Genomic DNA, 13,490 nt, shown 5'->3' with positions numbered 1-13,490 from the left:
CCCTGATGAAGAAACTGTGGCTGCTCGCACTCGCTCTGGTCACCGCACTCGCCCTCACAGCCTGCGGGAACGCCAACGCGGACTCGAAAGAAAAACCGGTCAAGGTGAAAATCGGAGTGAACGGGGCGGACGGCGCCCAGTGGCCGATCCTGAAGGAAAAGGCGAAGAAGGAAGGCATCGACATCGAGCTCGTGGAATTCGCCGACTACACGCTCCCGAACAACGCACTCGCCCAGGGGGACATCCAGCTGAACGCATTCCAGACGATCGCGTTCTTCGGCCAGTACGTGAAGGAAAGCGGCAATGACCTCGTCCCGGTCGGCTCCACCGTGTTCGCGCCGATGGGCATTTATTCCGAGAAGATCAAGAACGTGTCCGAACTGAAAAAAGGCGACAAGATCGCCATCCCGGACGACCCGGCCAACCAGGCGCGTGCGCTCGTGCTGCTGCAAAGCGCCGGACTGATCAAACTCGCAGATGACTTCGGACTGTTCGACGACCCGACGAAAATCGCGGAAAACCCGCTCGGCCTCGACATCCTCCCGATGACCGCCCAGCAGACGCCGCGCGTGCTGCCGGACGTGGCCGCCTCCGTCATCAACAACGGCATCGCCGGCCAGGCGGGCTTCTCCCCGGCCGATGACCCGATCTTCAAGGAAGACGAAACCGACGAAAGCACCCACCCGTATGTGAACATCATCGCCGCCCAGGCCAAGGACAAAGACAATGAAACATACAAGCGCATCGTCGAGCTGTACCAGGAAGACGACGTGCAAAAAGCGATCCAGGAAGACACGAACGGCGGCTCCGTGCTCGTCAAACTGAGCCCGGATGAACTCGACCGGATTTTCAACGACCTGAAAAAATAAACCGAGACCAATGGAGGGATCCCCAATGACCGTAGCCCAGGACGCAAAGACGAGGATTTTGGAATCGATTGAAGCGAACCGCCACCGGTACATCAACGTGAGCCACTATATCCACGCCCATCCCGAAATCGGGAACGAGGAGCGCATCGCGAGCGCCCGGCTCGCGGCACTTCTTCAAGAAGCGGGCTTTGAAGTCGAGACGGGCGTCGCCGGACACGAGACGTCGTTCCATGCGGTGAAGGACAGCGGGGAAGAGGGGCCGACTGTCGCGTTCCTCGCGGAGTACGACGCGCTGCCGGGCATCGGCCACGCGTGCGGACACAACATCATCGGCACGACGAGCGTTGCCGCGGCGATCGCGCTTGCCGAGCAACTCGATGAAACGGGCGGCCGCGTCTCCGTGCTCGGCACCCCGGCCGAAGAAGGCGGTCCGAACGGCAGTGCGAAAGGCAGCTTCGTGCGCCACGGGTTCCTCGAGGGGGTCGACGTCGCGCTCATGATCCATCCGGGTGCGAAAACCGGCCCGACCGGCGAAACGCTCGCCGTCGACCCGCTCGACTTCCACTTTTACGGCCGGCCGGCGCATGCATCGGGCGCACCGGAACAGGGGATCAACGCGCTGGACGCGGTGATCGGGCTGTTCAACGGCATCAACGCCCTCCGCCAGCAGCTGCCGTCCGACGTCCGCATCCACGGCATCATCACACACGGCGGCGACGCCCCGAACATCATTCCCGAATACGCCTCCGCCCGCTTTTTCATCCGCGCCGAAACGTGGTCGCGCACGGAAGAGACGGCGAAGAAAGTCCGTGCGATCGCGGACGGCGCGGCCCTCGCCACCGGCGCGACCGTCAAAGTCGAACGCTTCCAGAATGAAGTCCGCGATTTCGTGCTCAACGCGGTCCTCGACGAAGTGATTTGCGAAGAACTCGAATCGACCGGCGAAACGATTGTCCGAGAAAAGCGGAAAGGGAAGGGCTCGACCGACGCCGGCAACATCAGCTACGCCGTCCCGACCGCCCACCCGCACATCAAGATCGGACCGGACAACCTGATCGGCCACACCGCCGAATTCCGCGAAGCCGCCAAATCCCCGGCCGGCGACGAAGCCCTCATCCGCGGCGCCAAAGCCCTCGCCGCGACCGGGCACCGCCTCTTGACCGACGCCCCGCTGCTGCACCGGGTGAGGAAGGAATTCGAGGAAGCGCTGAAGAGGAAAGAACGGGAATAAAAGAGGAAAGCGAAACCTCCGGCGGGCGCCGGAGGCTTTTTGTCTCTATATAGAAGGAAGTCGGGGGGGGAGAGAGGGAGAGGGAAACACTAGCATCAGAGCGACACACTCGGTCTGAAGCTCGACGAAAGGCCTTCCGGCTTTGCCCGGAAGGCCTTTGAAAAGGGAAGAACTTCCGGCGAGCCGGAAGTTTCCGATTGGGGTTAGATCGGTGAGGGGTAGTGAGGAGTGAGTGGTGGAGAGGGAGCGTGTGAAAAAGGGTCAGGCAAGAGTGTGTTCATAGTACTATGGAAATTACACAGAGAACTGACCCACATCCCGGCGACGCGGTCACCCACAATTTCTATGATTCCACTCATCAAGCCTGCGCGCTCACTCAAAGCCCCTATGATTCCACTCATCACAGCAACGCGCTCACTCAAGGCCCCAATGATTCCACTCACCCCGGATGGTGTCCCGAAACTCCATCAGGTGAAGAAATCCGCTCGCTTACCGCGGATTTCTTCGACTTCTGAGTGAAATTCCCACAGAGAACTGGACACAAGGTGAAGGAAGTGAGGTTCTCACGGAAGCGACACACCTGCTACAGATTGCGTCTCACTCGAGTCCAAAAGCGACTCACTCGGCCCCGATTGCGTCTCACTCGAAGCCAATAGCGACACACTCACGCTCCATTGCGTCTCACTCGCGCTCATTGGCGACACACTCGCCACAAATTGCGACGCCCTCACGCTCCAGGCACTGTCCTCACCCTCGGAAATCCTCACGCCCGCACGCTCTACCCCCGACGTCCCATCTCCCCGGAAATCTTTTCAGCTCCCTCCACCACTTTCTCAATAAACTCATCCACCTGCTCGCCGGTCACCTGGCTTTCGATCGCTTCCACGCTCAGTGCCGCCAGCACGCGGCCCTCGTAGTCGAACACAGGCGCGGCAACGGCGAGGGTTCCCGGGGTTTTTTCGCCGCGGCTGATGGCGAATCCTTTTCTTCGGATCCCCCGCAGCTGTCCCTCGAGTTCCGCCCGCCCCTCCTCATCGTTCAACAGCCGGTTCAGCAGTGCGCCCGCTTCCCGCCGCTCCATGTTGGCGAGCATCACTTTGTTCGCCGCGCCGATGTGCATCGGGATCCGCTCTCCGATGGCGTCGATGATGCGCACGCTCTGCGGGGAGTCGATGCGGTCGATGATGACCGACACATCGTCATTCGGCGCGTTCAGATAAACGGTTTCCCGCACATCCGCCGCGAGTTCTTCCATCACCGGACGGGCCACGATCCGGACGTCGAGCTTTTCATATTTTCTTAGCCCGAGTTCGACCCACCGGTAGCCGAGCTCATACTGTTTCGTCCGCTCTTCCTGGGAGACGAGGTCATGGGATTCGAGCGACTGCAGCAGGCGGTACACGGTGCTGATCGGCAGGCCGGTCGAATCGGCGAGTTCGGCGGGGAGCCATTTTGTCCGCTCGGGATCCGACATGGCATCGATAATCGCCATCGCCCGGTCAATCGATTGAATCATCCGCTCCGCCTCCTCTCATTCCCTTCATTGTACCAAAATCCGGGCCTGGATTGACCTAAATGTTCAGACCCTTTCCAAAAGAATAAAACCGATTGACAACCTCCTGCAGACGGCATAGAATAAAAGAAAGATTTCGCATTACAGAATTAATTCCACGATGCGGAATAATTTATTCATCAATCATGAAAACGCTTTCCGTAAGCTGGCAAATCGTTAAAGAAGGGTTTGAAGGGGATATGGACGGGTTCACGAAAGCAATTGCGGCACTCACCGACTTCATCTGGGGGATTCCGCTGATGGTGCTGCTGATCGGCGGGGGGATTTTCCTCACGGCGAGACTCGGATTTTTCCAGTTCCGATACTTTCCGCACATCATCAAACAAACATTCGGCAAGATCTTTTCCAAATCTGAAGGGGACGGCACGCTCACGCCGTTCCAGGCCACGACAAGCGCGCTTGCGTCCACGATGGGCGCGGCCAACATCGTCGGCGTTCCGGTCGCCATTGCACTCGGCGGACCGGGGGCCATCTTCTGGATGTGGCTCGTCGCGCTGATCGGGATGGGCACGAAGTACTCGGAAGTCGTGCTCGGCATTCATTACCGGGAGAAAAACAAAGAAGGCGAATTCGTCGGCGGCCCGATGTACTACATCAAAAAAGGCCTCGGCTGGAAGAAAGTCGCCGGGTTCGTCGCATTCGCGCTCATGATCGAAATCATCGCGAGCACGATGGTCCAGGCGAACTCGATCGCTTCGTCGATGAGCGGTTCGTTCGGCCTGCCGCCGCTCGTCACCGGCATCGGAGTCGCACTGCTCGTCATCGCCGTCACGTACGGCGGCATCAAAACGATCGGGAAAGTGACCGAAAAACTCATCCCGTTCATGGTCGTCATCTACCTCGCGGCCGCACTCGCGGTCCTCATCTACAATTTCAAAGAAGTGCCTCAGGCGTTCCTGCTCATCTTCGAATACGCATTCCGCCCGATGTCCGCAGCAGGCGGATTCGCGGGTGCCGGCGTCGCAGCGGCCATCCGCTGGGGACTGGCACGCGGCCTTTATTCCAACGAAGCGGGCATGGGGACCGCGCCGATCGCGCACTCCGCCGCGATCAATGATCACCCGGCGAAGCAAGGGTTCTGGGGTGTCTTCGAAGTCATCGTCGACACGCTCGTCGTCTGCACGATCACCGCACTCGTCGTCCTGACGTCCGGCGTCTGGCAGACCACATCGCCCGATGACGCGTCGAACATGGTGACACAGGCGTTCGTGCCGCTGTTCGGCTCGTCGATCGCCGGCACGATCGTCACCGCGACGCTGTTCCTGTTCGTCATCACGACGGTCGTCGTCATCATTTATTACGGCGAAAAGCAGGCGGAATTCCTGTTCGGCACCGGCGCGTCGAAAGTGATGCGCGTCGTCTACATCGCCGCGATTTTCGTCGGTGCGCTCGGCGGGCTCCGGTTCATCTGGCAGTTCCTGGACCTCCTGCTTGCAGCGGTCGTCATCCCGAACGTCATCGCCGTCCTGTTCCTGAGCGGCAAAGTGAGAGAAATCACGAAAGACTACTTTACGAACCTGTACCCGGTTGAACATAAAAAGAAAGCAAAGGGAGGAAACCCACATGTACGAACAGCTGAAAGCGATGGAAATGCAGGCGCAGATTGAAGCCATCACGCGCCACCTTGTCGGATTGAACTCGATCAACGGAACACTCGGAGAAGTCCGGATCGTCCAGGAGATCCATCAGATCCTGTCGTCTTTCCCGTACTTCCGGGAACATCCGGAAAACCTGTGGCTCCAGAAGATCGAAGGCGACCCGATCGGCCGGCAAAACGTCTTCGCGCTTGTCGAAGGCGCCCATAAATCGCCGCAGACGGTGCTGTACCATTCGCACATCGACACGGTGGCGGTCGACGACTTCGGCCCGCTGAAAGAACACGCGTTCAACCCGGACGCGATGGAAGAATTCTTCCGCGGCTACGAAGCAGACCCTGAGCTCCGGGCGGAAGCCCTTTCCGGCGACTGGATGTTCGGCCGCGGCTCCGTCGACATGAAAAGCGGCGCCGCCGTCCACATCGCGAACATCCTTTACTTCTCCGAACATCCGGAAGAACTGAGCGGCAACGTGCTCCTGCTGTGCAACGGCGACGAAGAAAGCGAGCACCGCGGCATGGTCGGCGCGCTCGGCGAGCTGAACCGGCTGCAGCACGAGTTCGGTCTTCACTTTGTCACGGCGATCAACACCGACTTCATCACGCCGCTTTATGACAACGACCCGAACCGCTACATCTACACAGGCGCCGCAGGCAAGATCCTCCCGAGCTTCCACATCTACGGCCGGGAAGTCCACGTCGGCGACACGCTGTCCGGCATCGACCCGAACTTCATCGCGGCGAAACTCACCGAGCGGCTCCACAACCGCTACGAGCTCGCCGAACAGATCGAAGGCGAAATGGTCCTGCCGCCGACCGTGCTCAAGCAGCGCGACACGAAAGAACTGTACACCGTCCAGACCGCCATCTCGAGCCACCTATACTTCAACTGCTTCGTCTACGAAGAAACGCCCGAACAGATCCTGGCGAAGTTCATGCACGAAGCCCGCGAAGCGGCCCGCGAAACGGAAGCTTATATGAAGGAACAGTTCGACCAGTTCATCCGCGTCACCGGCCTTCCGAGCCGAAACCTGAGCTGGGCGATCGAGGTCACGACGTACGAAGACTACGTGAACTACCTGGCAGCGCGCGGCGTCGACGTCCGCAGCGTCATCGACGGCGTGCTCGCGGGTGAACGAACAGGCGACCTGCGCGACCTCAGCTTTGAAATTGTTGCGGCCCTCCAGGCAGCCGATCCGGAGAAAAAAGCCCGCATCATCCTGTTCTTCGCACCGCCGTTCCTCCCGCACAACTACCTGAAAGCAGAAGACGGCCGCGACGCCCACATCCAGGCGACTGTCGCACGCGTGCTCGAGGAAGTCGGCGCCGAAACCGGTGAAAGCTTCCAGCTGAAAAAATTCTTCCCATACCTCGCCGACGGCAGCTTCCTGTCGCTCCACGAAACGGAAGACGAGCTCGCTCCGCTCACCCGAAACCTGCCCGAATGGAACAACATCTACGGCATCCCGTTCGGCACGATCAAGAAACTCAATATCCCGAGCGTCAACATGGGCGTCTACGGCAAAGACGGCCACAAATGGACCGAACGCGTATATAAACCATACTCGTTCGGCGTGCTCCCGGGCCTAATCCGGAAGGCGACGGTGAGTTTGCTGAAGCAGGAATCTGAAGAAAAAATGTTAGAGACTGTTTAACCTAAAAACTGTCCCCTCCGAGAAAATCGGGAGGGGACAGTTTTTTACGATTTGGATGCTTGTTCCTGCGGGATTGTTGCTGATTGAATGTGTTCCTTTACAAAAACAGCCATTCGGTCCATCGCTTCCATTAGGTTGTTCATCGAGGTTGCATAGGAAATCCGGATAAATCCTTCGCCGTACTTGGTGAATGAACTTCCGGGAACGACGGCGACATGTTGTTGCCCAAGCAATTTCTCGGCAAACTCATATGAAGTGAGCCCCGTGTTCTTAATGGAAGGAAACAGATAAAAAGCGCCTGTCGGCAGGATGACGTCCAGGCCCATTTGCCGGAGTCGTTCGACTACAGCATCTCTTCTTTTCCGATACTCTTTGTTCATCTCTGCGGGAAGGCTGCGGCAATGATCAAGTGCTTCGATGGCCGCATACTGACTCGGCAGGGAAGCGCAGATGGAGTTGGACAAGTGGACTTTCAATATGGTCTCGATCAGATACTCAGGGCCGAGCACAAATCCGATTCTCCAGCCGGTCATCGAATGGGACTTGGACACTCCGTGCACCAGAATCAGCTTTTCCCGGATCTGCGGATAGGAACCAAACGAGACATGCGGTTCCCCGTACGTGTTCTGGCTGTAGATTTCATCAGAAATGATGAACACGTCATGGCGCTCCAACACAGCGACCAGCGCATCCATCTCTTCCTTGTCCAAGGTCACGCCGGTCGGGTTGGACGGCAGGTTCAGCAGCACAGCCTTGGTCCGGTCCGTGATGAGCGATTCCAGTTCGGCGGGATCCGGCCGGAAGCCGGTTTTGGAAGTGTCCAGGTAAACCGGCACTGCACCTGCCAGATGAATCACCGGCTCATAGCCCGAATAAATCGGTGCCGGAAGAATCACCTCATCGCCTTCATTCAAGATGGCGCGCAGGGTGGAGTCGATCCCTTCACTCGCCCCGGTGGTGATCAACACTTCTCCATCCGGATTGTAAAGGAACCCGTATTCTTCCCGGAAGAAAGCGGATACACTTTCGCGCAGCCGAAGAAGGCCGGCATTGTGGGAATAGCCGGTCTGATCGTTTCGGATGGCGGCAATCGCCGCTTCTTTGATCGGCGCCGGAGTCGGAAAATCGGGCTCTCCCAAAGTGAGGTTAATTCCGTCGGGCAGGGCGGCCGCCTTATTGGCGAATACACGCGTTCCCGGCACGCTGATATTGACCGCTTTTTCATTCAATCCGTTTTTCACAGTCATCACGTCCTCTAATTGTCTTCTGTATACTGTATACATCATAAATGAAAAAGAAGATCCTGTAAAATGAATCTTTTGAGTGGGCAGAAAAGTTTAAAAACGAATTGACAATCATTTTGGATTCAAGTAATCTTGAATCACACCATGTATACGGTATACAGAGGAGCGAAAGGTAAGCGGTTTCATTTATGTGAAAAGGGGAGGAAAAAACATGAAGATGAATAAACTCACAGGGGGATTTGCAGCTGTTTGTCTGTCGGCTTCCATGATTCTGGCCGGCTGCGGCGACACGGAGAAGGTCGAAGCGGACGGAGAACAGGTGAAGTTGCAGCTTGGCCATGCCATGTCTGAAGGAACACCGGCTGCAGATCTGATTGAGGAAATGGCGAAAAACGTGAAGGAAGAAACGGATGGCCGAGTCGTATTTGACGTGTTCCCGAACAGCCAGCTCGGTTCGGAAACGGAAATGCTCGAGCAAGTGCAGATGGGAACGATGGAATCTGCTGCGATCATGGTCGGCACGATGCAGTCCCTGGACATGAAAATGGCCATTGAAGACCTTCCTTACATGTGGAAAGACATTGACCATGCACGGGCGGCCTACGACGGGGAATTCGGCGAATATCTTGCCGGGGTGATGGCAGAGCAGGACCTGAAACAGATCGGCTATATGGAGTGGGGATTCCGCCATATTACGAACAACAAAAAACCGATTGTAGAACCTGAAGATATGAAAGGTCTCAAAATCCGCGTCGCCGAGTCGAGCCTTCGGATTGATGCATTTGAACAGCTCGGCGCCCTGCCGACATCGATGGCATTCAGTGAAGTGTACGGCGCCCTGCAACAAGGCGTTCTGGACGCACAGGAAAACCCGCTGGCAAATATCGTCGCACCGAAGTTTGACGAAGTGCAGGATTACCTGTCGCTGACCGGCCACTTCTACAACACGGTCATGCTCGTCGTCAACAACAGTACCTGGGACAAGATCTCCAAAGAAGACCAGGAAATCGTACTGAAGGAAGCAAAGCGGATTTCCGAAGAAGTCCGTGTACAAAACGATGCCATGCAGGATGAGTATTTGAAGACCCTCGAAGAACGGGGCATGGAAATCAATGACAACGTGGACACAGAAGCATTCCGCGATGCGATGCTCCCGGTTTATGACAAGTGGGAAGAAAAGCACTTCGGAAAAGAACTGATGGATATTTATAGAGAAGCTTCCGGCTGGTAAGAACTTGTTTTCTCTTCCTGAGTGTTGATGCAGGGAGAGAAAACTTTTTTCTGAATGGAAGACTCGTTCGTTTAAATCGTTTCAGAGATGGGGGAGCACGTTGGACAAACTCACGAATATCATCGCGAAAATATTGACCTACCTTTGCATCATCGCCATCACCGGATTGGCTGCCATCGTTCTGGTCCAGGTGGTGTCCCGGTTCATCGGGGTGTCCATCCCGGCCACCGAGGAACTATCCAGACTGCTGATCGTCTGGCTGACGTTCCTGGGGGCGAGCCTGGCCATCCATGAAAAAATGCATCTCGGCGTCCGGTATTTTGTCAGTCTCGCAAGCGTGAAAAACCAGAAGATCATCGATACATTCATCTACATACTGACAGTGGTGCTGCTCGTCATCCTGGCGGTGTACGGATTCAGGCTGACGTCATCGGCCATGTCCACCCTGTCTCCGACGATGAAAATGCCGATGGGGATTTTCTATCTGGCCATCCCGCTCAGCTCGGTGTTTTCGATTTACTTTGTGCTAATGAACATTTTGAAGCCTGATCCGATGAAACAAGGGGAGGCGAGCTTATGATTATCGGGATTCTCGTCGCTTTCTTTGTTCTCTTGTTCCTCGGGATGCCGATTGCGTTCACAATCGGGCTGGTCTCAATCGGGGCGCTGCTGATCAGCGGTGTGTCACTGGAAGTCGTCGTCCAGCGAATGTTTGCCGGCGTCAACAGCTTTTCCTATCTGGCCATTCCGCTGTTTATACTGGCCGGGAATATCATGGGAGAGGGCGGCCTGACGAAACGGCTCATGGCTCTGGCGGATGCCATCGTCGGCCGCTTTTCCGGCGGCCTCGGCATGACGGCAGTCGTGACGAGCGCCTTCTTCGGAACGGTTTCCGGCTCCACGGTCGCCACGACTTATGCGGTCGGATCGGTGATTGTGCCAAGAATGAAAGAACAGCGGTACAGCAACTCGTTCATCGCCAGCATCATCGGCCCGGCGGGCGTGCTGGGTCTCATCATCCCGCCGAGCATCACGATGGTCATACTCGGCATCACGGCGAACATTTCCATCGGGGACCTGTTTATCGCCGGCTTCCTGCCGGGCATCCTCCTGACCGTCGCCCTGTGTGCGTACGTCGCGTTTATGTCAAAGAAAAAAGGATTCGGCGTCGTTGAAAAAGCGCATGTGAGCGGCAAGGAGTTCTGGTCGATCTTTAAATCGGCCCTGTTCCCGCTCCTTTCGCCTGTCTTCATCCTCGGCGGGATCTTCAGCGGACTGGTAACGGCAACAGAAGCGGCCATCATCGCGGTCGTCTACGGCTTCATCTTGTCGCTGTTCTACCGGGAGTTGTCGATGTCGAAGGTGAAGGACATCATGGCCGGCACCGCCGTGACGTCCGCCATCATCCTGATCATCATCTCTTTCGCGAACGTCTTCACTTATGTGCTGACGGCCAACCGGATCCCGGCGGCCATCACTGACTTCTTCCTGCAGTTTGCCTCGACGCCGCTGCAGTTCCTGCTCATCGTCTCGGTGATCCTGCTCATTCTGGGGACCCTGACTGAGGTCACATCGCTGATCATCTTGCTGAGCCCGATCTTCATGCCGATCGCGATGAAATATGGAATCGACCCGGTCCACTTCGGCATGGTGCTCATCATGAACTTCGCACTCGCCAACATCACGCCGCCGGTCGGTCTTTCCCTGATCGCCGGCAGTAATGTCACGGACAAGAACATGGGAATTGAGAACACGTTCCCGTATGTGTTGCACGTGATCGGGATCGTCGCGATTGTCGTTCTGATCATTATTTTCGTACCACAAATTTCAACTGTGCTCCCAGATCTGTTCGGTAAGGCGGCGGGCGTATGATCAGGAAAACACCGGAATTCAGTGTTATCCACAATGTACATGGCGGCAAAGGCAGCATGGAAATCGCCCGGATTCTCACGGACGAGGACCGGGCGGGCGCCCTCCGGCTGTTTGCGAGGGTCACTGTGCATCCGCATTCAACCATCGCCTATCATCTTCATGAGGAAGACTCCGAAATTTATTATCTGCTTGAAGGAAAAGGAATTTTCATAGATAATGGGGAAAAGAGAAGTCCCGTTGAAGCCGGGGATTTTTGCATGATCCGACAAGGTGAAGGGCATGGCATCGAAAACCCTTACGACGAACCTATCGAACTGTTGGCCGTTGTGTTTTAAGCAATCGGGAAAAGAGGCGTTCTGACTTGAAAGTGATCAAGCAAAGCGAAACATTGGCTGAGCAAGCCTACACCTTGCTGAAAAAAGCCATCATCAACGGGGAACTGCAGGAAAAGCAGCCGCTTCCTGAAGAATCAATGTCAAAGGAACTGGGAATCAGCCGAACCCCGCTGAGAGATGCACTCAATCGGCTCGCGCTGGAAGGCCTGGTGATCCAGAAAAAAGGCCGTCCCGCCATCGTCGCCGGATTCACGAGAGAAAAGTCACTGGAATACATGGAAATCCGCAGCGTACTGGAAATTCACAGCATCACCCAGATCATGGACCGGGTAGATTCGCTGTTCATTGATCAACTCAAGGAAAACCTGTTGGAACAGCGGGGAGCCATCGATGAAAATGACTTTCAGAAGTTCATCGAGCTGGACAGCGAGTTTCACATTCTGCTCGCTTCAAAAAACTCCAATGAAGAAATGAAAGACTTGATTGAGCGGATGAACACGGGCGTGAACAGAGCCTTCCTCATATTGTCCAACACGGTTCCCCAAAGCGCCCGGAGCGCTTACGCGGAGCATGTCGAAATCCTCCAGGCTCTGGAGCAGAAAGAAGCCGCACAGGCTAAAGAAAAAATGATGGTCCACCTCAATAACGTCGAAAAACGTTTTTTGATGTACTACTCCAATATTCCCGTTGGTTGAATAAGGGAAAAACAATGAAAACATCCGGCTGAACTGAACCCCGAAATACGGACACTTTAAAAAAGTCCTGTTTCGGGGTTTTTGCGTGCTTGAAAACTTCGTTATACTGGACACAAAGTTGAACGGAGGAGATCAAATGGGTCGCCAATCTTACAATGAACAGGTTCGCAGGATACTGGAGGGAAATCCGAACGTCCGCCATGTAAGCGAGAAAACCATCCAATACACACCAGAATTTAAGTTGAAGGCGGTCAAGGCCCATAGAGAGGGCAAAACTCCCTATGAAATCTTCCTGGAAGCCGGCCTGGACCCTAAGATCATCGGGACAGACCTTCCGGCAGGTTCACTTAAACGGTGGAGGAAGACAGTGGATGCGCTTGGGGAGGATGCGTTGCTTACGGAACGCAGAGGCCGTGGAAGTACAGGAAGGCCCACTTCAGGCAGCCAGTCGGCGGAGGACCGGTTAAAGAAGGCGGAAGCCCGCATCAAATACCTGGAGGCTGAACTGGATCTGGTAAAAAAGCTAGAAGCGGCCGAAAGGAGGATGAGGAAGTAACCCTGTCGCCTGGCGAAAAGTATTCGCTGATCGAGGAAGTCATCAGAACCCACGGACTCAAGCGGGCCGTTGCCTATCTTTGCCGGGTGGCAGGGGTCCGACGTCAGGGTTACTATGAATGGCTGGCCGGCCGCGAGTCACGCGATCTCCGTGCGGAAGCTGACTACGAGGACTACCTCCTCCTAAAGGAGATTCAGGATAAGAAGAGAGGCAAGGCCGGCTACCGAGCCCTGTATATGATCCTTAAAAATGATTAAGGCGTGGTCATGAATCATAAGAAGATTCTTCGCCTGACCGGTCTCTACAGTCTTCACGCAAGCATCAGAAGAGCCAATCCTTACAGGAAGATGGCAAAGGCCAACCAGGAGCACCGGACGGTGCCGAACCTACTCAACCGTGAGTTTGACCAGGATGAACCGGGCAAGGTCCTCCTGGCGGATATTACCTATCTCTATCACGGCAAGGGGCAGCCGGCCTACTTCTCCGGTGTCCTGGACGCCGCAACCAAGGAGTTGATTGCCTTTGAGCTGACCACCAGTCTGACGATGCCCATTGTCTATCGCACCTTGGCCAAACTGGAAGAGGCGCTGGATGGGAACATCCACCCGGAGGCCCTCATTCATTCGGATCAGGGT

The 13,490-nt window shown here is 56.0% G+C and carries 12 protein-coding genes and 1 pseudogene; 11 read left to right on the top strand and 2 right to left on the bottom strand.

Translation table 11 applies throughout. The annotated features are described in order from the left end of the window. The first annotated feature begins 5 nt into the window (after positions 1–5). Both ACFFIY_RS00065 and ACFFIY_RS00060 read left to right on the top strand, forming a co-directional pair. Positions 6–869: a MetQ/NlpA family ABC transporter substrate-binding protein gene (locus ACFFIY_RS00065; RefSeq protein ID WP_354197969.1), complete on the top strand. Its 864-nt coding sequence runs from the start codon at positions 6–8 to the stop codon at positions 867–869. A 25-nt stretch (positions 870–894) separates the two neighbouring features. Next, entirely contained in the window at positions 895–2,100 is a 1,206-nt protein-coding gene (locus tag ACFFIY_RS00060) for a M20 family metallopeptidase (RefSeq protein ID WP_354197967.1), read from the top strand. Between the two features lie 778 nt (positions 2,101–2,878). On the opposite strand, the gene ACFFIY_RS00055 is transcribed toward ACFFIY_RS00060, so the two are convergent. Further along, positions 2,879–3,616 (bottom strand): IclR family transcriptional regulator, encoded by a 738-nt coding sequence (locus tag ACFFIY_RS00055; protein WP_354197963.1) that lies wholly within the window; start codon positions 3,614–3,616, stop codon positions 2,879–2,881. Between the two features lie 236 nt (positions 3,617–3,852). On the opposite strand from ACFFIY_RS00055, the gene ACFFIY_RS00050 reads away from it, so the two are divergent. Next, a complete protein-coding gene (locus tag ACFFIY_RS00050) occupies positions 3,853–5,280 on the top strand; it encodes an alanine/glycine:cation symporter family protein (protein WP_354198044.1) in 1,428 nt (475 codons plus the stop codon). Further along, positions 5,237–6,922, top strand: coding sequence for a M20/M25/M40 family metallo-hydrolase (locus ACFFIY_RS00045; protein ID WP_354197961.1), 1,686 nt, complete (start codon positions 5,237–5,239; stop codon positions 6,920–6,922). Before ACFFIY_RS00050 ends, ACFFIY_RS00045 begins: the two co-directional genes overlap by 44 nt. A gap of 44 nt (positions 6,923–6,966) precedes the next feature. On the opposite strand, the gene ACFFIY_RS00040 is transcribed toward ACFFIY_RS00045, so the two are convergent. Beyond that, positions 6,967–8,163 carry an aminotransferase class I/II-fold pyridoxal phosphate-dependent enzyme gene (locus tag ACFFIY_RS00040; protein ID WP_354197959.1) on the bottom strand — a complete coding sequence of 399 codons (1,197 nt, stop codon included), beginning with the start codon at positions 8,161–8,163 and terminating at the stop codon, positions 6,967–6,969. Positions 8,164–8,377: 214 nt separating this feature from the next. On the opposite strand from ACFFIY_RS00040, the gene ACFFIY_RS00035 reads away from it, so the two are divergent. The 7 genes and pseudogenes from ACFFIY_RS00035 to ACFFIY_RS00005 all read left to right on the top strand — a co-directional run. Next, positions 8,378–9,397: a TRAP transporter substrate-binding protein gene (locus ACFFIY_RS00035; protein WP_354197957.1), complete on the top strand. Its 1,020-nt coding sequence runs from the start codon at positions 8,378–8,380 to the stop codon at positions 9,395–9,397. Between the two features lie 100 nt (positions 9,398–9,497). Then, positions 9,498–9,977, top strand: coding sequence for a TRAP transporter small permease (locus tag ACFFIY_RS00030; RefSeq protein WP_354197955.1), 480 nt, complete (start codon positions 9,498–9,500; stop codon positions 9,975–9,977). Continuing rightward, positions 9,974–11,269, top strand: a complete 1,296-nt coding sequence (locus ACFFIY_RS00025) for a TRAP transporter large permease (RefSeq protein ID WP_354197953.1) — start codon at positions 9,974–9,976, stop codon at positions 11,267–11,269. Before ACFFIY_RS00030 ends, ACFFIY_RS00025 begins: the two co-directional genes overlap by 4 nt. Continuing rightward, positions 11,266–11,604, top strand: coding sequence for a cupin domain-containing protein (locus ACFFIY_RS00020; protein WP_354197951.1), 339 nt, complete (start codon positions 11,266–11,268; stop codon positions 11,602–11,604). The genes ACFFIY_RS00025 and ACFFIY_RS00020 overlap by 4 nt, the downstream gene beginning before the upstream one ends. A 32-nt stretch (positions 11,605–11,636) precedes the next feature. Beyond that, the gene (locus ACFFIY_RS00015; RefSeq protein ID WP_354198042.1) at positions 11,637–12,299 is read left to right on the top strand and encodes a GntR family transcriptional regulator; all 663 of its coding nucleotides are present in this window, start codon (positions 11,637–11,639) and stop codon (positions 12,297–12,299) included. A 136-nt stretch (positions 12,300–12,435) separates the two neighbouring features. Then, positions 12,436–12,855, top strand: coding sequence for an HTH domain-containing protein (locus ACFFIY_RS00010; RefSeq protein WP_376837118.1), 420 nt, complete (start codon positions 12,436–12,438; stop codon positions 12,853–12,855). A gap of 347 nt (positions 12,856–13,202) precedes the next feature. Then, positions 13,203–13,490, top strand: a pseudogene (locus ACFFIY_RS00005) (IS3-like element ISBsp3 family transposase); the annotation flags it as partial.

The sequence above is a fragment of the Bhargavaea ullalensis genome (assembly GCF_042432615.1).
Lineage (GTDB): Bacteria > Bacillota > Bacilli > Bacillales_A > Planococcaceae > Bhargavaea > Bhargavaea ullalensis.
The sequence above is the reverse complement of the archived record's forward strand: the minus strand, read 5'-3'. Positions and strand labels throughout refer to the sequence as shown.

Bases quoted from the DNA above. Each gene is read 5' to 3' on its own strand.
- ACFFIY_RS00010 (WP_376837118.1), top strand. From the start codon at position 12,436: ATGGGTCGCCAATCTTACAATGAACAGGTTCGCAGGATACTGGAGGGA.
- ACFFIY_RS00050 (WP_354198044.1), top strand. From the start codon at position 3,853: ATGGACGGGTTCACGAAAGCAATTGCGGCACTCACCGACTTCATCTGG.
- ACFFIY_RS00060 (WP_354197967.1), top strand. From the start codon at position 895: ATGACCGTAGCCCAGGACGCAAAGACGAGGATTTTGGAATCGATTGAA.
- ACFFIY_RS00025 (WP_354197953.1), top strand. From the start codon at position 9,974: ATGATTATCGGGATTCTCGTCGCTTTCTTTGTTCTCTTGTTCCTCGGG.
- ACFFIY_RS00035 (WP_354197957.1), top strand. From the start codon at position 8,378: ATGAAGATGAATAAACTCACAGGGGGATTTGCAGCTGTTTGTCTGTCG.
- ACFFIY_RS00045 (WP_354197961.1), top strand. From the start codon at position 5,237: ATGTACGAACAGCTGAAAGCGATGGAAATGCAGGCGCAGATTGAAGCC.
- ACFFIY_RS00065 (WP_354197969.1), top strand. From the start codon at position 6: ATGAAGAAACTGTGGCTGCTCGCACTCGCTCTGGTCACCGCACTCGCC.
- ACFFIY_RS00020 (WP_354197951.1), top strand. From the start codon at position 11,266: ATGATCAGGAAAACACCGGAATTCAGTGTTATCCACAATGTACATGGC.
- ACFFIY_RS00055 (WP_354197963.1), bottom strand. From the start codon at position 3,616: ATGATTCAATCGATTGACCGGGCGATGGCGATTATCGATGCCATGTCG.